Genomic DNA, 20493 nt, shown 5'->3' on the forward strand with positions numbered 1-20493 from the left:
TGATGAAATAACTGGCTCATTACAGAAGGCCCTAATCTTTTTCGGGCTTTAGTAATAGCTGCCTTGCAGGGAGTTTTCCAGAATTTACCAGTTTTCAACCAGACTTCATTAAGTCCATCAATCAGATTTTTTAGTACGTCCCGCATTGAGTCTTTTGACCATAAGCTCATTGCTATGATTAGACACACTACCAGTTGTGATTGTAGCCCACGATGCCGTTTTTCTTTGGCTTTTGCTTTGAGAATAGCTGCTTCTATTTCTGTTGATGGAATTGCTACCTCTATTGCTTTGAATACCTCGCTACTTTTGAGCTTGGGAGATTCTAATAATAATTTTTTGTACGGCACTATACTTGATTTACTTTTTGTATATCATATAGTTTATCACTTGTTAGACCTTAAGTAAACCGTATTGCACTATAAGCGGAACGCCAGCGTGCTCATGAACTCGCATCTTTGCTAGGGTGTTACCGAGTCGGTTTGGCGAATTGCCTGAGAGTAACGGCTAAAAAGTAAGGGTGCGATCGCCATTCACCGAGCTCGAGCGCGTGTTATTGTTACCTAAATGTCCTTGACAAATCTCAGGTTTTGTGTAAATGCTAGAATTGCTCTCAAATTTTAAATGGCGAAAGGCGATCGTTTTGCGAGCGAACTTGGGCAATCTAGATATAGGCGCTTCTTGAGTGCCTGGAAAACAGCGAGGCCAAGAGTTAGCAATGGAAAGTACACAGAAAAAATCTAGTGCTCGTCCGGTTCATCGGAGCGATCGAATTAAGCAGATTTTTGTGTTAGTATCAATGGTTTCGTTTGGTGGTTCTGCGATTTTTGGTATTTTCAGTCTGTTCAGCAGCGGTTTGAGCAGCCAGCACCAACAAAAGCCGACGCCTGTGGCTGTTTCTCAGGAGTCTTTGCTGGCGGCGCAGGAACGGGGATATGAGACGGTTTTGCAGCGGGAACCTCAAAATCAGACGGCTCTGGAGGGGTTGGCAAATGTGCGGTTGCAGATGAATAATAAGGTGGGGGCGATCGAGCCTTTGGAGAAGTTGGTGAAGCTAAATCCCGGGCGATCGGATTATAAGGCGCTGTTGCGGCAGGTAAAAAAGTAGAGGGGAAAGAGAGGGGAGCGATAGCTAAGAATTAGTATAAACTGGTGGTTATGAGTTGTGATCTTGCTGGCTCTCCGCTTAGATACTTAGCTTTACAAAGAAACAAATGTTAAGCTCAAGGCAATTAAACAATATTTTTTATCTACAAAGTCTCTTAAATTCTATGGCTGAAACACTTGGCTCTCTCTGCGACAAGTTGACAATTATCAAACTGAAACAGTGGCATTCTGAAGACGAAATTAGGCTCAACAGCCTTGCTATTCAAGAAAAGCAGCTTCAGGAGGAGATAAACGAATTTGTGAATGCTGCTATATCCGGAAAAAATCCTAGAGAAAAACTCACATTTGCATCGAATAAAGTGTACAAGGAAGAATCGAATTTTGTACCTGATGTAACCGGGAGTATCGGCGAAGTCTTCTCACAGCTTGCAGAAGTCAATTGCAAATTATGGCACGAACAGGAAAAAGTGTATGATTTTGAAAATGTTACGTTTAAGGAAAAAAATATAGTTGTAAAGCAGCTTGCAGTTCTGAACTTGGATCGAAATAAGTGTATTGATGAAATTGATAAAAATTTGTTAGGCCTTGTAAATGGTAATGTAATAACATTTAGAGAGTGAGATCAATTTCGATTCAGATTTAAGGTTAATTAAATTCAGAGGCTTAAATATGTCGTTTTTCTTGTCCAGCCTAAAGCAAAGTGGTCATTTAGATAAAATTTACATGACAATATGTATTGTTGGCTCACGCAAAATAGTCAATGAGGATGACTATGGCAGTAAAGGCTGGCATCTATTTGCACCTAACTTAACTATCTTAGGATTTGATGCTGACGAAGATGCTTGTAATTTAGCTAACGCAGAGATTGAAGCTAGACAAGTTAATTGGGCTGAGTCTCATATTCCCTTAGCTCTTTGGAATAGCATAGGAAAACAAACACTTTATGTAACTAAATATCCCGGATGTAGTTCTTTGTATCCGCCAAATGAGTCATATACGCAGCGGTTTAATGGGTATATAGATTCAATTCAATTAGATCGTACTATCGAAGTTGAAACAACAACTCTAGATACTTTTTGCCAATCAGAAAACATTAAAGAAATTGACTTCATTCACCTTGATGTTCATGGTGGAGAACTTTCAGTTTTAGAAGGAGCTTCTGAAATTTTAGACCGGAGCCTTCTCGCAGTTTATAGTGAAGTTGAGTTTACTGATATATATCTCAATCAACCTCTATTTGGTGATATAGATATTTTTCTCAGAAATCAAAATTTTACATTGTTTGATTTAATTGTTAGTAAGGGACGTGCAGTTCGTAAAAGTACACCCATTACTTCTCTAAACCGTCCTGGCTCATTAGTATGGGCTGATGCCTTTTATCTCCGGGATTTGATGCGCCCCAACTTAAATACACATTTACAGACACCTGAGCGAATTTTGAAGCTGGCTTGTATAGCTGATGTCATGAACTATTCTGATTATGCCCTAGAGCTTCTGGAGTATCTTACTCTGAATTATGGCAATGACCCAAATTATAATTTGGCTGATAATATTATTGAAAGTTTAGCTCAAATTCCCGAACTGGTAAAGCAAGGGCTAGAAAATCTGCCAATAGTAAATCGTCTTCGAGACTACATAACCAGTAATAATATATATTTAGCCCCTGCTAAAACTAAAATTAAAGGTAACACAAATCGGAGACCTCGCGGAAGTGCTAATCTCGTTAATAAATCAGAGATAGCCACCTCTTCTAAACCATCTGTATGTAAATTCTTGAAATTTAGAGATGAAATTTATAAATGTACTGATTATCTACATAGAAATGGCTATGCTTCGCATAATCTTGTCTGTAAAGACTGGGATATCGCTCACATCATCTTTGATTTATCAGACGGTAATCTTTTAGACATGGGTAGTTCTGACTCTTATATTTTAAAGAATGCGGTTTTGAAAAATGTTCAAGGTGAAAAATATGGGATTGACCTTCAACCTCCTGATGTGCCTCTGCAAGAAATCAAATATATGATTGGAGATCTCATGGATACCAAACTTCCCGATCATTACTTTACCAATATAACTTGTCTTTCTGTCATAGAACATGAAGTAGATTTCAAAAAATTTGCCACAGAAGTTTCCCGACTTTTGATCGAAAATGGCAAATTGTATGTAACTTTTGATTATTGGACACCGAAACTCAAGCCAGACTTCAAGCTTTACGATAAACTATGGAATCCGTTGGATGAAAACGATACTAAAAACTTGATAGAAGAATGTAAAAGTTTTGGTTTAAATTTAGTTGAGCCTGTAGATTGGTCTTTGGGAGATGCAGTAATCAAACCTGGTTACTTTTCTCCAGGAGCGAATACCAGCTATACCTTTGGAATGCTGGTTTTTCAAAAAAATTAGTCTCTATTAAACTACTGCTTTTCAATAAGGATGAAAAATTATATGATTAATTACGGTAAACGAATCCTACTGGGCCAGCTTGGATCTAATGGAGATTGTCTTTATACAACTATATTAGCTCGACAAATTAAGCAAGATTATCCCAATTGCCATCTGACTTGGGCGATTTCATCTATTTGTAAAGGGGCAGTTGAAGAAAACCCATTTGTTGATGAAATTTGGGAAATTCCTTTAGCTGGTTGGGCTGACATGGCAGCAGCTTGGTATGATTTTGAAAACCAGGCAAAAGCTCGCGCTGAACGTGGTGATTTTGATGAAATATTTTTGACCCAAATTTATCCCAATAACTTTCAAAATTACGACGGTACTGTTCGTCCCTCTATTTTTCGGGCTTATCCAAAACCTATAACTGTTCCAATACAGAATGTTTTAAAACTGCGAAGCAATGAGGTTGAAAAAGTCCAAACTTTTGCCGACAAGCATAATTTCCAGCAATCTCGTCATGTAATTTTGTTTGAATGTGCATCGAAAAGTGGTCAGTCTTTTGTTACACCGAACTATGCTTTATATGTAGCTCAAGGGATAATTTCTCTGTTGCCAGATTGCCAAGTTATTCTTTCATCTAATTTCCCAATTCCTAAAGGAAATCCCGGAATTATTGATGGTAGCACTCTTACTATGAGGGAAACTGCTGAATTGACTAAGTATTGTCACCTTTTTATCGGCTGTTCAAGTGGCATCACCCAAATAGCACTTACAGACTGGGCTAAACCATTACCAATGATTCAGTTATTGTCAAAATCAACATCTGCTTATGGTTCTATTGCCCATGATTTTGACTATTGGGGAATGTCATCGGAACAAATTTTAGAGATGACTGATGTACCAGTGGAACACTTAATTGAATGTATTTACACTGCTTTTACAAAAGGTTTTTCCGAAGCACGCCGTGAGTTCCACCAACAAGTTTTTATTGATTTTAATTACTATTTAGGCTATGTAAATGGTTTTATTCTACAAAGAACAGAACAGTATTTCAAAGCGGTTCGCTCAATCTTATATACGGTAGAGCGATACGGTTGGCATCCCCAGTTAAAATTATTTGTACAAACTGAATTAATCCCAAAAATATGTCCTGGTAAAAAATTGCCAGTCACCGATGAAGACTACAGTAAATTGTTACAAGAGTGGATTGATAATTTTAACAAAGACTACGCATGGGCAGATGAGGGAGTGCCTCAGCATCGAATAGTTGAGGCTCTCAGTAACGATCTCGGATTAAGAGATATTAATCTAATTATATTTCCTGACTGGAACCAGTCAGAAGAATTAATCGCGGAGGATTTAACACGTGTCATCAAAGCTACTATGGATCACCCGGATAAAAGTGAGATCACTTTACTGATAGAGACTACCAGCATTTCTGATGAAGATGCCAATCTACTTTTATCTAGCGTGGCGATGAATCTACTGATGGAAGAGGATTTAGATGTTTATGACGGACCGGAAATTTCACTGATTGGACGGTTAAGTGAAATTCAGTGGGAAACTCTGATGACTTGCCTTGATGGTCGAATTATATTGGATAATGAGAATAAAGACGCGATCGCGCAACTTGCAGACGACAATATTCCCTCGTATCAACTCGACAGTTTGAGTAATCTTAGTAATTCCTAAATTTTCTTGGCTATCGGCTTTTTACAGTAAAGGTGAATTTTCGTATTTTTATTTAAGTTTCGATTAAAATTACCAAATTCATAGTGATTAAAGTTATCCTTCAAAAACCAAGATGACTTTATCAAAAAAATTTCTTTCTGGTACGGAAAAAGCACAACGCATTGCAAATCTATTTTATTTTTAAGTTGATCCAAAGTTTGATAATTATAAAATTTTTCTATCTTTTGATAAAAATAGTTTTTAGAACTAACATAGCTATCAAAATACAAATTATTTCTATTGGATACATAATTAAGATATTTTTTGATTGAAAAACTCCATTCATAGGAAAGATGAGGGTTTGAAACAATTAAGATTGGATCGTTGACTTGAGTTTTTGCTTCTATTGTTCGGAGTAAAGCATTGGTAGATTTCCCTTCCAGTCCAAAAGTATGAGCAGCATCCCAAACTACACTCAGATTGAAGCTCAAGGCAATCACAATTAATAATAAAATTAACTTAGCTGCCAATTTATAAATTTTATTCAAATAATTGTAGAGACTTATTATTAAAAATACATAACCTAAAATTCCGGGTAATATGTATCGTTGAACAATTCCAGACTTAGCGTAAAGTAATACTTGAGGTACTGAAACTAATAAAAGTAAAACAATTGGAAAATATAAAATATTTAAAATCTGGCGTAAGGATTGATAATAAGGGGGTTTAATAGTTAATCTTATTGCTATCAAGCTGGCTAATATTATCCACCAATAACCAGCCTGACTTAAATTTTGAGTAGCAGTAATAGTTCTGGAAATACTAAATCCCTCCAATCCAGCATATCCAATCTCAGGAGTTAGTCCAATATAAATTTTTACTAATAAAAGCTCAACGGTAAAAAATAAGCCTAAAATAAATATAGATAAACTATTTTTCTTAAGAGATTCATGCCAGGCCAAAGTTTTGAGATGATAAGACAGCCATACTTTTATCAAACCTAGAGCTGGAATCACAAGGATAAAACTTTCTTTGGACAAAGACATTATTAAAACTAAAAAAATGAATAAACTTTCAGATAAATTTGTATATTTACTAGATATCTCACTCAGTGCTGCAAATACTAAAGCCGCCGCTAGCAAGAATGTACCTATTGTTTCCGCAGGCCCAAGTTGCCACCATATTGCTGATTGTGCCCCTAACGTTGTTAAAAATGAAAATAGTAGTGCCTCACTTATTGAAAATCTTATCATTTGCCCAAATATAAATAGGAAAAAAGAAGTCAAAACTCCTAACATTCCCGTATAAAATGACCACCACCCGAAGTTAACTCCTAGTAATCTTGTTTCCAGGATTCTATGAACATAATAAAAAGGTCGGAACCTTCCAGTTAATAAATCATTGTGAATCCATTGACTACTTACTTGAAAAATATCAATTTTTTGAACAGTAAAATTATAGTTAATATGAGTTATTTCATGGTCATCAGTAAAGTGGTATCCCGAAAAAAACGAACCACTTGCGCTCAAAATGAAAAACCAAAATAATATAAACAGGAATACACTTAGATAACTATATTTTCGAAAAAAGCTAAGAGAATCAGATATTTTCACGCTCAATTACCTTGCTCAACTAACTCTTCTCTAGATAGATCTGCCACATTTGCTCATAAGCATTCTCCATCTCACGGGCAAACTGCTTACCATTCCACAGAGGAGAAGTTCGCCTAGACTGTAGTAGTTTCCAGCTAATTTGTTGTCGCAAAACCGCATCTTTACCCAGCCTAACCCCCCACTCCACATATTGATCGTCAGTCCAAGCAATCCCCTCCATTACTCCCACATTCATCATCATTGTGTAACTATTTCGTGCAGAAAATTGTTCGCCTACCCGCGTCACAAGAGGGATGCACATCCAGAGAGTTTCGAGAGTAGTTGTAGCACCGTTATAAGGATAAGTATCCAGCACAACATCAGCAATACCTAAATTAGCTCGGTGAATCGCTTCTGTAGGGTCTTGCGGCAAAAATCGCAATCTATCGATCTTCACACCCTCTTCTTCCGCTAATTGATTAAAGAAACTTTTAAGCGATTCTTCGCCAGCCCCACCCTTAATTAAAAAGTAACTATTAGGAACTTCAGCCACAATTTTCATCTGTAGTCGCGCCGTATCTGGATGCCTTTTGTAGCCTACTTGAGAACTCATATATACAACAGCATCACTCGGAATACTCAAATCCTCGCGTCGCAGAGTGGGTACATCCATCTCAAAACCATCTACACCTATATAAGTATGAGGTAAGCGCCAAATTTTTTCGCTGTAATAATCCTGAGCAGACTCCGGTAAAACATAAGGATCGGCAATGAAGTAATCAATAGCAGGTAATCCTGAAGCATCCCAACCTAGCCAAGTAACTTGAATAGGTGCAGGTTTTAGTCCCAACACCTCGCAATTCAAATCTAAGGTTGTGCTATCTAAATCTATTAAAATATCAACCTCATCTTGAGATATTTGATCTGCCATTTCAAATGGATAGAAACTGCCTTGAAAAGCCCGATCGGCTTGCTGACTATACCAGTCTTCTAACGAGTCATATATCGGCTTTTTTCTATAAGCCATAAAATAGGCATTAATTTGAAAACGATCGCGATCGTGATACTGAAACAACCATCGCGCTAACCAGCCCACAGAGTGCATTCCGAAGCAATGAGATAGATAGCCTATTTTCAACTTTTTAGAGGCAACACCCCTGCTTTTATTAACTAAATGGCGCTTTCGGTAGCGATCTACCTGTTCTCGACCATAAACTTCAATATTAGCTTGGCATAGCGCCGCCACTTGATTTTGAATTTGTCTATTATTTTTGGCCTGCTCCTGCAAGTAGGGAAAAAAGAAGGTGCTAGTAAACAGACTGACAACGGTGTAGGAACTCAAGGATCTGGGCTGTTGAGCTATCAGCATTTCTAGCTGGGATTTATGCTGCTCAATCAGCAAACATACCTCTTCCCAATAGCCAACAGCGCCCATTAATCCGCGCAAGACTTTATGATTAGCACAAACTTTATCGTATAGTTCCTCTGCCAAGGAGTAGCACAACTTTGCTACTTCTATACCTTGATCGTATTGTCTAGCGTTTTGGTAAAAACTAGCCAAATGATGCAAAAAACTCAATCGATGACTATTTTCCAGACTTTCAGGATCTAAACGACGACAGATTTCAACAAAACGAGCTGCTAAATGTGGCGACGAGTTAGCAATATTTATAGACGTTATTACTATCAAATGAACAAAGACTTCCAACTCGCGGATATGAGCTACAGAGGCCGATGCAAATGCTAGGGATGATGGGTGAAAAGGAGCATAATCTAAAACACTCTTCAACACTTGCATCAATAGATCCAAATCTAATGGTATTAATAGCTCCCGCTCTAACAGTTCTATCACGCCTAAAGCACTTAATTCATCTCCCCTATAATTCTCAAGCAGGATAGACAAACCAATCAAATGCAACAGGTTATTAATGTCTTCTGGCGTAATTTCCCTAATATGTTGGCGGATTGTCCAAGCCATTGCATAGTTTTCGAGAGTTACTTGCCGATCGGCTTCCTTTTGCAGCACCAGCAACAATTCGGCTGTCCAAATTTCAACCTGTTCTGGCTCCCCCTCCGCCATGCCTAGTAGCCAAGTCGTCTGAGCTTCTGCCTCTTGCCCCTGCAACAGCAACATCAATCCCAAATGCCAGTAATGAGACTTGATGTCCGGCTCCGCTTCAATTGCCTGCTCATACAAACTCTCTGCTTGAGGGTAATTGCCTCCTAGCAGGAATTTCTCAGCTTGTTGTTGCCAATCGATAGGCTTAGTCAATGGGTATTTAGGCGTCATAGTTACTATAATTCATCCCACAGCTTAAATCTGTGGGATGAACTCGTGGGCAAATGTGAAAGTTTCAACCGAGAAAGGCAAAAGACACTTTTCTGATACCTTGTTTACTTGCTTACTGGGTCGCTATCAGCAGCGCACACTAGGTTATTACCAGCTACTGTAACAGCAGCAAGAGCAGTTGTTTGAGTAACTTTACTTACGCACAATACTGCCACAGTGCTTGTTTCACTCGTAGTAGCATTTTGAGTCAAACCTACAGTTCCCGTATAAGCTCTCAGTGCTTTGACCAGAGGTATTCCTTGGTGACCCATTTCGTTAGCATCGCTTTGGGTTCCGCTGATTTGGTATTTGAAGTTAGTAGTTTGAGTTTTGATGCCAATTCCTAAAGCATCAACAGTAGTTGCAAAGCCTCCTGCTTCCCCGAATTTAGCTTGCTGAGCGCGGTTCATAGAACCCGTGTACTGCTTAGCTTCTGATTCCTTAGCTTTATTAGCTTGGTTCAAGAAGGAAGGCAAAGCAATAGCAGACAAAATACCGATAATGATGATAACAACCAACAGTTCAATTAGCGTGAAACCCTTATCCTGTCTTTTTTGGTTGAGGTGTTGCAGGAATCTGGCTTTAAATTCAGTCTTCATGGTTTGTTTCTCCTAGAGGCGTGTGATGCTTGATTTCTAACTCGTACACTTAACTTACCCACTTTCCCTGGCTTTCATATCAACATCGGTATTTTTTTTTTTACAAATCAAGCCGTTCGCTCCAAAAGCACATACAGAAAGGCTTCCAGCCTAGTCAATAGTTCCTTGACTTGCTCAAAGGCCGTCGCCTCACTTACAGACTCTAGGGTGACGGGATGCAGGGGTGTGACTTTCAGCCACCGAGCCACTAGAGACCGCATAGGCTGCGCTCCCTCCCAAAGTGGTAGCAGACAAGCAGCCATGTTACTCTCTATCACGATAGGCATTAGAGTTGGCAAAGACACATAACGACTAATGTCAAAGGGTTTGTGACTGGTGATGCAGTTGAGTAAGTCTTCTTTAGACTGGGGATTTTTCAACTGAGGGTGAAGATGTACCTTAGCATCCTGCCAGTCAGAAAGAGTCCATGCAGGAACTGGCACAAACGACTCACTTTGGTTGGGATGACCGCACCAAAAGTCAATCAAACGATGAATGGGATGTAACAATTCAAATAGATGCAGCCGATCTTCCACAGAAATTTCTGGCAAGCTCATTTCCAGAAACGCGGGTAAGTTATTTGCATCTTTGAATAAATCCGTCACTTCCCAATGCCGCCAATTCACCATGCTAATTAATTCCAAATTAGCGCCTCTCAATGTGGCAAATACTTCTGGAATGGTATAGCCTTTATCACCTTGTAATAAATAATTCATCAGCACCCAATCGTCATTTTGGGAAAATTCAGTATGCCAGGTTTTTGCTTTCAACATGACTGTATCGTCCAAAGCTTTTATTATTTCTCGGACTAATTCAATTTCCAATTCTTCGGGATTTTGATCCATTAATCCCATCGTCTTGAAAAGAGTCTGAGCTTGATATATCAACGCTCTCTGTCGTGAACTATGGAGGTTAGTACGAATAATTCCACCCGGCTTCAAAACAGACTTCATCGCTTGCAAACCCACCACAGGGTCAGGCATGAGATAAAGAACTTCATCATTATTTATATAGTCAAATTCGATGTTTAAACTAGATGCTTGTTCTATTGGCAGTGCGTAAAACTCTACATTTTCAAATCCATAGTATTGTAAACGCTGCCGAGCTACTTTAACCGATTCTTCTGAAAGATCGATGCCAACTATTTTAGCTCCGGGATTAGCTTCGGCTAAAACTAATGACTTGTATCCACTCCCGCAGCCGGCATCTAAAATAACTTGACATTCTGTATTTAAAACTCTTTGATTCCTTAAATAGTAAGCTGTTGCGATATTATGAAAAAATAAAGCCTGATAGTCGTTTTTGGGTGATTTTTCTAGGGGAGTTCTAGGATAGCGAACCTTATCGAATTGCTGACAAATTTTATCTCTTGTATCTAATTCTTGATTTTCCATTAGAGAGTTATTTCGCTTGTTAATTGAGGGTAGTAGATATTTATTTTCCAGTTCTGTAGCAACTTCTGCCATCTCCTCGGACAAGGGATACATATGATTGTACTGAAGGATTTGCTTCCCGATCAAGCCCAAACGCTGATTAAAATTTGGGGGATTAGATGGGTCAAGCAGTGGAGTTTTGTATGGCTCAACGTCACTTCGCTGAAATTCAAAAGCCAAGCTTATGCGTGGATGAGGCGCTCTTTCGCTGCTGCGGCCTCCCCAGTGCAATACCGCGTGATTCCAGCACAAAACAGAACCCGCAGTTGCGGGCAATGCACGAATATCTTGAAAGTTGATACTTTCCTTTTTTTCACCTTTTTGGACATTACCGCCATAATTAGGATCGAAAGGAGCTGGGAGGATGTACATACATCCATTCAGGGGGATGGCATCGCTGAGGGGAATCCATATTGTTAAACACTTAGGCATCCCGTCTGGCCAAAGAGTGTTGGCACCGTTGTCGCGATGTGGCTGCCATCCTTTTTCAGTATTGGTTGTGTTGATGTACCAACCCCAAAAAGCGGGCAACTGTCGATACTCCTCGCCGAGGATAACTGATAATATCTGAGACAATCGACAAAATGTCTGCCAAAACTCATCGTAAATGAACGCGAATGGTACAGGCCAGCCAGACTCTCGCAGTTTTTCGATGCCAGCGGCCATGCGCGAAATCTCTGCTTCAGACAAAAAGGAATCGATTTGAAAGTAGCCCTCTTTCTTGAGATTGAACAACAGTTTTTCCATATGTTCTTGCTCAAGTGAAAGAACACTTCCAGATAGTGAAGTAAAATCTTCACCTACACTTAGCTGGGGATTTAGGCTTTTCCAATAGTCGGGATTTTGAGCTTGCTCTAAAAAAGTTTTGACGCTAATCATCGGTTTTGGCTGTGAGTCCCTGAGTTTACGACTTATAATTTATCAATTTTTCCGGCAAGATGCTTGGCCTGCTTAAACGATCGCCAGCAACAAGGTATGCTCTTGCTGAGTTACGTTAAGGAAGGAAATCTCTGTTATGCGAACCTAGGTTTAAACAGAAGCTTACCCCAAATTTTCATAGATATTATCAACACCTTCGCCCACGAGCGATCGCACTTTTCCGCAAACCCCACACGGCACAACGGCAGGGACTTGGCATAATAGTGAGGGTCAATATTTCCAGCCCCCGCGCAAAAATATATTATACAACCAACTACCAGCTCCATGAACACCAACATCAGCCCCATCCTCAAAGTATTCACCCTCTCCGCCGCCCTTTCCCTAGCCATCAAGTACGCAGGGCCTAGCTTATCCATCCCCTCTACCGACCTCAACGCCCTAATCGCGGTCTTTACCCCCAGTATCATCCTAGCTGCTATCCTCGGCTGGCGATCGCGCCAACAGCCAAGATAGGGGATGGAGGGCAATCGCCCGCCCCCAAAGACGAGTTAAATTAAGCTAGGGGCGATCGAACATTCACACCAAAACCTCTCCATGCCCAGCAATATAGATGAGACAGACAATCACATGGATCTAGCCACCTTAAATTTCAAACCCTTAAATTTGCTGATTTTTCCTGATTGGAACCAACCCGAAGAATCTCTTTATTTAGAGTTAGAACTAATTATTAGGAGTCTGGTAAGTCATCGCGATCGCGATTTCCTAACTCTTTTAATAGATGTGAGCGAAACTTTAGAAAATTCAGAGTTAGAGGCAAGTTTAATTGTATCAGATATTGTGATGAATCTTTTGATGGAAGAAGATTTAGATATTAACTGCGAACCGGAAATTATTTTATTGGAAAACCTCAATCGAAGCCAGTGGAGCGATATTTTGCCACACATTCAATATCGAATTAAGCTGAAGGCGGAAAATCACCAAGCAATAGCAGAATCTGGAACCGCACAAATTCCAGTAGTGGAACAGGAACAACTTAGCGATATCACCCTTGACTCCCAAGCATTAATATTGAGAGAATTTGGCAACCAACTATACCTTCAAGGAAGATACGAAGCAGCCATTAAGCACTATCAAAGGTTTTTAGTATCCCAGACAGGAGATATAGAACTGTATGGTAACTTAAACGAGTGTTTAAGAAACCTCAACAGAATTGAAGAAGCGATCGCAATTCTTGAAGAAGGCATCCGTCATTACCCTACAGCAGGAAAACTGCACTTTGAACTAATCAAAATTTGCCAGCAAAACCGACGTACAAAACAAGCTATCTCAAATGCAGAAATAGCCGCCGACATTCTCCCCAATGAATATGTTTTTAAACTTTTTAAACACTTAACATTACCGATTGTTTATAACACATCTGATGAAATAAAATTTTATCGGGAAATATTTGTCCGAGAATTAGACAAATTAATTCAGCAAACATCCCTAAAAACTCCCGAAAATAAAATTAATGCTTTCCGGGGTTTTAGTAGCTTCACTAATTTTTACCTAGCATATCAGGCTCACAATGTTGTGGAATCGCAATCAAAGTATGCTAATTTACTCCATCAAGTTATGGCCGCTAACTATCCGCAGTGGGTGCAACCGCAATCAATGCCTCCACTGCTGGAAAATGGCAAAATTAGAGTCGGTTATATTTCTAGTTATTTGCATTCTTACAGCGGCACTTTATGGTTAACTGGCTGGCTGCGTTATTGCAACCACCAACAATTTGAAATTTACTGTTACTATACGGGGAACGATCCCGATCCAATTACAGAACAATTTCGCCAATACAGCCATCGATTTCGCCACATTCCTCACAACCTAGAAGCGGTATGCCAACAAATTATTGATGATAAGTTGCAGATTCTTGTCTTCCCGGAAATTGGCATGGACGCACCAACTATACAAATAGCCGCTTTGCGCCTGGCCCCCGTGCAATGTTCGGCATGGGGACATCCTGTCACATCTGGTTTACCGACGATTGATTATTTTATTTCTAGTGAATTGATGGAACCGGAAACTGCACAATTGCACTACTCAGAAACCTTAATTAAGTTGCCAAATATTGGCGTTGCCTACCCAAAACCAACCGTCGGCAAATTAAACAACAGTCGCTTAGATTTTGACCTCCGAGAAGATGCAGTAATTTATTTATGTTGCCAAGCCCCTTTCAAATACTTACCACAATATGATTTTATTTTAGCAGAAATTGCCCGCCGCGTTCCGCAAGCTCAGTTTATTTTTCCTCGCGGCGAACTGCTGCGGGAACGGCTAAAGTTAGCTTTTGCTGCTGTTAATCTCGATAGCGAAGATTATTGTCTATTCCGAACCATTCCAACTCGACAAGATTACATAGCAATTAACTTTCTTTCCGATGTTTTCTTAGATACTTTCACTTGGTCGGGGGGAAATACATCTTTAGAGGCGATCGCTTGCAATTTACCCATAGTCACCTGTCCGGGAGAATTTATGCGGGGACTTCACGCTTATAGCTTTCTAAAAATGCTGGGAGTAACAGACACAATTGCACAAAACGAAGAGGAATATATTCAAATTGCTGTCAACTTGGGTCGAGATTCAGATTGGCGGCGAGATATTGCCGAACGTATGAGTCAGCGACAAGATGATCTGTTTGACGATAAAGTTTGCGTGACAGCTTTAGAATATTTTTATCAAAAAATTGTTCTAGAAAGACTTAAATAATTGTTTTTTTATTATCAATTAAATTTGGTTTTTTGCGATTGCTGAATTATCTCTACAGAATACTGGCATCACTTTTAATGTTAACAGGATACTAACAACAAGTCAATCATCTTCACTATCAATTCCGACCCAGCACAACCATCAAAACCAAACTTGAGGTACTCACCATGATTCAAATCATACCCGAATTAGTAACATTCGATGAATTCATTGGCTGGTATCCTGAGAACTCAGAACACCGCTACGAACTGCACAATAGAGAAATTGTTGAGACGCCAAAAGCAACAGGTAAACATTCTGAAGTGGCCGGTTTTACGGTCCAGAAAATCGGAATAGAGATTGAGCGTCTCAATTTGCCTTACTTCATCCCCAAAGAATGCGTTATCAAACCCATGCGCGAGGAATCGGGATATGAACCAGATATTATTGTACTTAACGAACAAACCATTGGAAATGAGCCGCGATGGGAGAAATCATCAATTATCACAATGGGTTCATCAGTCCCCCTAATCGTCGAGGTAACTAGCACTAATTGGGGGGATGATTATGCCCTAAAGCTTGAGGCATATGAGTCAATGGGTATTCAAGAATATTGGATTATAGACTATCTAGGATTGGGTGGCAGACGGTTTATTGGCAACCCCAAGCAACCAACTTTTTCGGTTTACCAACTAATTGACGGGGAATACCAAGTCAAACTGTTCAGAGGCGGCGAGGGTATTGAGTCCCCAACTTTCCCAGAATTGAAGCTGACAGCGCAGCAGGTGTTCGCAAAAGATAATTGAGGAGGCTGCTTATGCTGATGTCCGAGTAGGGGTATCTGATTAAAGATGCGATCGCGCGCATCTAAGGTATCTTGTAGAGATGCGATTCATCGCTTCGGGGCTGCAGAGCAATTAGCCAGCAGCAATTCCCAATACCCTATTCCTCAATCTAAAATCTAAAATCTAAAATCTAATGAAGCTAGGACAGTGGATAGGCTTATTAGCCCTCATCGCATCTTGTTACATCCTGTGGCAAATCAGGCAGGCCCTACTGCTGCTGTTTGCCGCCGTCGTCTTAGCCACAGCCTTAAACAGACTAGCGCGCTACTTGCAAAAATTCGGACTCAAAAGATCGATCGCCGTACTCTTATCAGTTAGCTTCTTAGTCCTGATCTTCGTAGGATTATTCCTAATCATTGTACCACCCTTTGCCCAACAGTTTCAACAACTTACCCAAAGAGCCCCTCAAGGAATAGCAAGGTTAAATGAGTGGATCGATCAGATTGAAGCTCGCTTTTCTGGACAAATTGGTCAGCGACTGCCGAATCTTGATATTAACGACATTATCCAACAACTGCAACCCCTATTCAATCAACTCGTAGGCGGCGCAGGAGCTTTTGTAGGCAACACCTTAGGCGTTATTCTCAGCTTTTTGCTCGTCATAGTTTTGACCTTAATGACATTAGCAGAACCTTTATCTTACCGCAAAGGATTTATCCAACTATTTCCCTCTTTTTATCGGCGGCGAATCGATGGCATCTTAGATGAATGCGAAATAGCCCTTGGCAGATGGGTAATCGGTGCTTTAATTAGCATGAGCGTCATCACTTTTCTCAGCCTAATTGGTTTGTCAGTATTGCAAGTTCCCCTAGCTCTAGCTCACGCTGTTTTAGCTGGTTTGCTGAACTTAATACCCAATATCGGACCCGGTTTGAGCGTCATTCCCCCAGTGACGATCGCACTTTTAGACTCTCCCTTAAAATCCGGTTTTGTGCTTATCCTCTACTTTCTAATTCAACAATTTGAAAGCAACCTCCTTACCCCTTACGTTATGGCGCAGCAAGTAGCGCTACTGCCGGCTGTTACCTTAATAGCTCAAGTATTCTTCGCCACCTTCTTTGGATTTTTAGGACTATTACTTGCCCTTCCTCTCACCGTTGTCGCTCAAGTTTGGGTTAGAGAAGTTTTGATTAAAGACATTCTCAACCAGTGGGACACTAATCCCAGAAAGCTAGCAGCGATCGATACCGCTATTGACGAGGAGTACGAATCTTTAGGAGTAACACATAACAAGCCAGAAAGCCTGCCAGAACAAAAATTAGAAATCCCAAATAATACAGAAAGCCACACTCCTGAAAATCAATAATTGAATTCGATTGATGATGACTGTTGCACCCCTTGACAATCCACGTTTAAAAACTACTCAAGGAGTGCTTTTACCAACTATCAGTTGCTCAACTTATCAGACGTTATTGGCAGAATCTGGAGACCGCAAATCCTCTAAATTCGCTTACAGTCGAGGAGTGCTAGAAATCATGATGCCGTCCGACTTACATAAAAACATAAATTGCGAGCTGAAACGCATCGTGACCGCTTTAAATGAAAAGTTACACTTGAGACTTAAAGGATTTAGTTCTACGAGTTTAAATCGCTCCGATTTACAACAAGGTGCAGAACAAGATTCATGTTTTTCTCTCCTAAATATTGAGAGTATTTTCGGTAAAAAAAATGGAATTTTAAACGAGGCGCCGCCCGCCTTAGTCATTAAAGTCGATCTTACCAGTGTATCCTTGAATATATTATCAATTTATCAGCAGCTAGGAATTATTGAAATTGAGCGATATAGGGGAGGAACTGTCCAAATTTCCCAGACTAAAAATCCCAGATATTTTTTTTGCGAATACAGTCTCCCATTTCCAATTATGCCTGCAACCTTGCTGGATCATTTAGTACAAATGTCAGAAACTCAGGACGATAATGCTATTGTCCGGTATTGGTAGCAGTCGGTGAGGCAGCAATTGCAAACACAGAGTTTGTAGCTAATTTATAGCGAAGACCAATAAAAAGGTCGATCGCCAAAACTGCATTCGCTCGATCGACATTCCATCACACTAAAATCTAAATCTAAAATCTAAAATAGTCTTATGCGATCGATCGACGAAATCAACGATAAAATCAGCCAGGGCAAAGCCACAGTCTGGACAATCGAAGAACTCAAAACTAGAGTTCAAGAAACCAGCATTACCCAAGCAGCCAAAGAAGTCGATGTTATTACCACCGGCACCTTCGAGCCGATGGAATCCTCCGGTGCAATCATCAATCTCGGCCATACCGACCCGCCGATAAAAATCCGCCAGTGCTGGCTGGACGGCGTTTTAGCCTACTCCGGCTTCGGGGCAGTAGACCTGTACCTGGGAGCCACCCAAGTAGCCGAAGACGGCGAAGAATCCCGCGAACGGGGCGGCGGACACGTCATCGAAGACTTAATAGCTGGGAAACCCGTGCAGTTGCGGGCTTTGGGGCAAGTAACAGACTGCTACCCCCGCGCCTCCTTTGAAACCACGATTACCCGCGATACAATCAACCAGTTTTATTTATTCAATCCCCGCAACGCATATCAAAACTTTATTGTTGGCGTCAATGGAGGCGATCGCCCGCTGTTCACCTACCTGGGCCCGCTGCAACCAAACCTCGGCAACGCCGTCTACTCGAACCTTGGAGCCATGTCTCCCCTGCTCAACGACCCCGACCTCGAAATCATCGGCATCGGCACCCGCATCTTCCTAGGAGGCGCTCAGGGCTACATCACCTGGGAAGGAACCCAGCACTTCCCGCTGCAAAAACGCCAGCCCAACCGCACCCCCATCGGCCCGGCCGCCACCCTCGCACTCATCGGCGACGCCAAACAGATGAACTCCAAATGGGTGCGAGGCTGCTACTTCAAAAACTACGGCCCATCCCTGATGCTGGGAGTCGGCATCCCCTTTCCCGTCTTAAACGAAACAGTCGTCGCCCACTGTGCAGTATCCGACAAAAAAATAGTAGCGCCGGTGGTAGATTTCTCTATCCCCCGGCGCGTTCGTCCCACCTTCGGTTTAGTCAGCTATGCTCAATTAAAGACTGGCCGCATCCAGATCGAGGGCAAACCAGTACGGACCGCCCCCCTTGCAAGTATGTTTCTCTCCCGCCAAGTAGCATTGGAATTGAAGCAGCAAATTGAAGCGGGTCAATTTACCCTCACGGCCCCAGTTGCTCCTCTACCAGCCGACAGAGTATTTCTCCCGCAAGATTTGTGGGGTGCCCAAGTGAGGCTGGAATAAAGGCTTTTAGATTGGCGGTTTGGCGGTTTTAGATTATTTCTGGACGCACAAGGTTTTAGAAACCGGGTTGCTTGTCCCCAGCTTTGCCTGAAAAGTTAGGTTTTTGGTCAAGAAACCCGGTTTCCGATCCTCGCGAGTGCGTCCAGGATTCTAGATTTTCGATTTAAGAATTCTGGTAAAAAACTGCACACATAAGAAATTGATGCACTCACCTAAAATCTAAAATCTAAAATCTAAAATGGGTTCATTCCTCGATCGGCTTAGGCTTCTTAACCGGCTTAGGAAGAGGTTCCTTGGGGACAGGCGGTGGTGCTGCTGCTGCGGACTTGATGGTAGGACGCCCTACAGGAGCACCGTCACCGCTGGGCCTAGGAGTAAACGGACGCTTCCCTCCTCCTTTGAAGCCACCGGGCGGCTTGCTGCCAGGGGGGAATTTCCGCTTTTTAATCGGCAGGGCACCAATATTATTAGCCTGCTCAATCATCAGACTGTCAGCTTTCAATTTGACGTGGAAATCCCAAAAAAACCCGATCGCTTTTGTTGCTAAATCTCCCTTGAGTTTCAGTTTAAAAAACTTCATCTTGTCGTCATTCTTGCGGGGAGCTTGCTTGATTTTGACGATGACATACTTGTCTTCGTCTTGGGATTGATAAATCACCTCACCTCTAATCGAAAAATAGCCATCTTCAACATCAGGTTCCGAGGGTGGCAAAGATGCGGTAGATGCTTCGTCGCTAGTCTCAATCTCCGCTGCTTCCTGATTTTCCTCATCAGAGGACGGTTCGGGAGGTTTCTTGAGCGTTTCCGGCTCCCAAACTCCCATAATCTGGGCGTGCAAGTTGCCGTCTTCTTGCCTGGTGCGGGGATATACCACCCACAAGTGTTCTTGTTCCAGATCCAGGTGATTTTTGACTAAACTCATGACTCTACCCAGCAAAACTGCGTCGATGGCAGTTCCGTCGGCAGCGATCAGCATACCTCGGGTGAATTGTTCTTCTGATTGCGTGTAGCGGCCCCGCACCAAACCAACAGCTCGGTACTGTCTGGGTTCGCTGGGGGGGGGAATGGGATGTTGGCGCATGACGGAGGGTATGTCCTCAGCGCCCTGACTTTCGTTAGCAGCAGTCTCGGCGGTTCCGGGCTGTGCGACTGCGAGCGCTGGATTAGCGCTGGCAGATTCCGAAGGCGCGGATGGCGCGGATGCTGCTGGAGGATTGCTGGGCTGGTCTTGTGGCTTTGTTTTGTCCTTGTCGAGGGCAGAACTGTAGCGTGGTCGTTGCAGCTTATCCTTGGACGCTGGGGCGTCTGTTGGAGTTGGCGATTGATTTTCGTCAACAGGTGCAGCCAACGCCGAAGGCACCGGACTTTCGTCTGGTGTCTCAGGAATGGAATCTGTATCTTTAGGCGGATTGACGGCCAGTTCGCTGGGCTGAGCCTTGCGAGTTGAAGTAGATTTGGACGATTTGGAAGACCGGTTGGGAGAGGGGTTCATAAAAACTCCTTGCAGCGGAGACACATCCCTTAAGGGAAATTAGGAATAAACTGAAGAAACTGCTTTAAAAACTACTAGCACCTGACTTGGGGCTTGCGCCCGGAGGTCTGGTTGTGACCCGTCAACGCCAAC

General features: G+C 41.7%; 16 protein-coding genes and 1 pseudogene. 10 read left to right on the plus strand and 7 right to left on the minus strand.

Annotation, left to right across the window (positions count from 1 at the left end; genetic code table 11):
* Positions 1 to 257: transposase domain-containing protein (locus tag QUA54_RS26485; RefSeq protein WP_333417202.1), on the minus strand; the 257-nt coding region annotated here is incomplete at its 3' end.
* A 458-nt stretch (positions 258 to 715) separates the two neighbouring features.
* On the opposite strand from QUA54_RS26485, the gene QUA54_RS26490 reads away from it, so the two are divergent.
* The 4 genes from QUA54_RS26490 to QUA54_RS26505 all read left to right on the plus strand — a co-directional run bounded on the left by QUA54_RS26490 (position 716) and on the right by QUA54_RS26505 (position 5187).
* Entirely contained in the window at positions 716 to 1105 is a 390-nt protein-coding gene (locus QUA54_RS26490; RefSeq protein ID WP_333417132.1) for a tetratricopeptide repeat protein, read from the plus strand.
* Positions 1106 to 1268: 163 nt separating this feature from the next.
* Positions 1269 to 1724 (plus strand): hypothetical protein, encoded by a 456-nt coding sequence (locus QUA54_RS26495; protein ID WP_333417134.1) that lies wholly within the window; start codon positions 1269 to 1271, stop codon positions 1722 to 1724.
* A 49-nt stretch (positions 1725 to 1773) separates the two neighbouring features.
* A complete protein-coding gene (locus QUA54_RS26500) occupies positions 1774 to 3510 on the plus strand; it encodes an FkbM family methyltransferase (protein WP_333417135.1) in 1737 nt (578 codons plus the stop codon).
* Positions 3511 to 3552: 42 nt separating this feature from the next.
* Positions 3553 to 5187, plus strand: coding sequence for a hypothetical protein (locus QUA54_RS26505; RefSeq protein WP_333417137.1), 1635 nt, complete (start codon positions 3553 to 3555; stop codon positions 5185 to 5187).
* Here the strand turns inward: QUA54_RS26505 and QUA54_RS26510 are convergent.
* From QUA54_RS26510 to QUA54_RS26530, 5 genes and pseudogenes are all read right to left on the minus strand, one after another.
* A complete protein-coding gene (locus QUA54_RS26510; protein ID WP_333417139.1) occupies positions 5184 to 6779 on the minus strand; it encodes a hypothetical protein in 1596 nt (531 codons plus the stop codon). The genes QUA54_RS26505 and QUA54_RS26510 overlap by 4 nt on opposite strands.
* A gap of 19 nt (positions 6780 to 6798) precedes the next feature.
* Positions 6799 to 9030, minus strand: a complete 2232-nt coding sequence (locus QUA54_RS26515; protein ID WP_333417141.1) for an O-linked N-acetylglucosamine transferase family protein — start codon at positions 9028 to 9030, stop codon at positions 6799 to 6801.
* Between the two features lie 122 nt (positions 9031 to 9152).
* Positions 9153 to 9686, minus strand: a complete 534-nt coding sequence (locus QUA54_RS26520) for a type IV pilin-like G/H family protein (protein WP_333417142.1) — start codon at positions 9684 to 9686, stop codon at positions 9153 to 9155.
* Positions 9687 to 9793: 107 nt separating this feature from the next.
* On the minus strand, positions 9794 to 11119 hold the full coding sequence (locus QUA54_RS26525) for a class I SAM-dependent methyltransferase (protein WP_333417204.1): 1326 nt from the start codon (positions 11117 to 11119) through the stop codon (positions 9794 to 9796).
* Between the two features lie 264 nt (positions 11120 to 11383).
* Positions 11384 to 12037: pseudogene (locus QUA54_RS26530) on the minus strand (phytanoyl-CoA dioxygenase family protein); the annotation flags it as partial.
* Positions 12038 to 12361: 324 nt separating this feature from the next.
* Here QUA54_RS26530 and QUA54_RS26535 point away from each other — a divergent pair.
* The 6 genes from QUA54_RS26535 to QUA54_RS26560 all read left to right on the plus strand — a co-directional run bounded on the left by QUA54_RS26535 (position 12362) and on the right by QUA54_RS26560 (position 18869).
* Entirely contained in the window at positions 12362 to 12550 is a 189-nt protein-coding gene (locus QUA54_RS26535; protein WP_216670621.1) for a hypothetical protein, read from the plus strand.
* 81 nt (positions 12551 to 12631) lie between these two features.
* On the plus strand, positions 12632 to 14785 hold the full coding sequence (locus QUA54_RS26540; protein WP_333417144.1) for an O-linked N-acetylglucosamine transferase family protein: 2154 nt from the start codon (positions 12632 to 12634) through the stop codon (positions 14783 to 14785).
* A 167-nt stretch (positions 14786 to 14952) separates the two neighbouring features.
* Entirely contained in the window at positions 14953 to 15570 is a 618-nt protein-coding gene (locus QUA54_RS26545; protein ID WP_333417146.1) for a Uma2 family endonuclease, read from the plus strand.
* Positions 15571 to 15742: 172 nt separating this feature from the next.
* Entirely contained in the window at positions 15743 to 16915 is a 1173-nt protein-coding gene (locus tag QUA54_RS26550) for an AI-2E family transporter (RefSeq protein WP_333417148.1), read from the plus strand.
* A gap of 13 nt (positions 16916 to 16928) precedes the next feature.
* Positions 16929 to 17549 carry a Uma2 family endonuclease gene (locus tag QUA54_RS26555; protein ID WP_333417150.1) on the plus strand — a complete coding sequence of 207 codons (621 nt, stop codon included), beginning with the start codon at positions 16929 to 16931 and terminating at the stop codon, positions 17547 to 17549.
* A gap of 144 nt (positions 17550 to 17693) precedes the next feature.
* Positions 17694 to 18869 carry a homocysteine biosynthesis protein gene (locus tag QUA54_RS26560; RefSeq protein ID WP_333417152.1) on the plus strand — a complete coding sequence of 392 codons (1176 nt, stop codon included), beginning with the start codon at positions 17694 to 17696 and terminating at the stop codon, positions 18867 to 18869.
* Between the two features lie 244 nt (positions 18870 to 19113).
* Here QUA54_RS26560 and QUA54_RS26565 read toward each other — a convergent pair whose 3' ends face one another.
* The gene (locus QUA54_RS26565) at positions 19114 to 20361 is read right to left on the minus strand and encodes a hypothetical protein (protein ID WP_333417154.1); all 1248 of its coding nucleotides are present in this window, start codon (positions 20359 to 20361) and stop codon (positions 19114 to 19116) included.
* Positions 20362 to 20493: the final 132 nt, after the last annotated feature.

Origin of the sequence: Microcoleus sp. MOSTC5, assembly GCF_036701825.1 — a bacterium.
Classification (GTDB): Bacteria; Cyanobacteriota; Cyanobacteriia; order Cyanobacteriales; family Microcoleaceae; genus Microcoleus; species Microcoleus asticus.

Coding starts and splice junctions, on each gene's coding strand:
- QUA54_RS26490 (WP_333417132.1), top strand. CDS start 716: ATGGAAAGTACACAGAAAAAATCTAGTGCTCGTCCGGTTCATCGGAGC.
- QUA54_RS26495 (WP_333417134.1), top strand. CDS start 1,269: ATGGCTGAAACACTTGGCTCTCTCTGCGACAAGTTGACAATTATCAAA.
- QUA54_RS26500 (WP_333417135.1), top strand. CDS start 1,774: ATGTCGTTTTTCTTGTCCAGCCTAAAGCAAAGTGGTCATTTAGATAAA.
- QUA54_RS26505 (WP_333417137.1), top strand. CDS start 3,553: ATGATTAATTACGGTAAACGAATCCTACTGGGCCAGCTTGGATCTAAT.
- QUA54_RS26520 (WP_333417142.1), bottom strand. CDS start 9,686: ATGAAGACTGAATTTAAAGCCAGATTCCTGCAACACCTCAACCAAAAA.
- QUA54_RS26525 (WP_333417204.1), bottom strand. CDS start 11,119: ATGGAAAATCAAGAATTAGATACAAGAGATAAAATTTGTCAGCAATTC.
- QUA54_RS26535 (WP_216670621.1), top strand. CDS start 12,362: ATGAACACCAACATCAGCCCCATCCTCAAAGTATTCACCCTCTCCGCC.
- QUA54_RS26540 (WP_333417144.1), top strand. CDS start 12,632: ATGCCCAGCAATATAGATGAGACAGACAATCACATGGATCTAGCCACC.
- QUA54_RS26545 (WP_333417146.1), top strand. CDS start 14,953: ATGATTCAAATCATACCCGAATTAGTAACATTCGATGAATTCATTGGC.
- QUA54_RS26550 (WP_333417148.1), top strand. CDS start 15,743: ATGAAGCTAGGACAGTGGATAGGCTTATTAGCCCTCATCGCATCTTGT.
- QUA54_RS26555 (WP_333417150.1), top strand. CDS start 16,929: ATGATGACTGTTGCACCCCTTGACAATCCACGTTTAAAAACTACTCAA.
- QUA54_RS26560 (WP_333417152.1), top strand. CDS start 17,694: ATGCGATCGATCGACGAAATCAACGATAAAATCAGCCAGGGCAAAGCC.
- QUA54_RS26565 (WP_333417154.1), bottom strand. CDS start 20,361: ATGAACCCCTCTCCCAACCGGTCTTCCAAATCGTCCAAATCTACTTCA.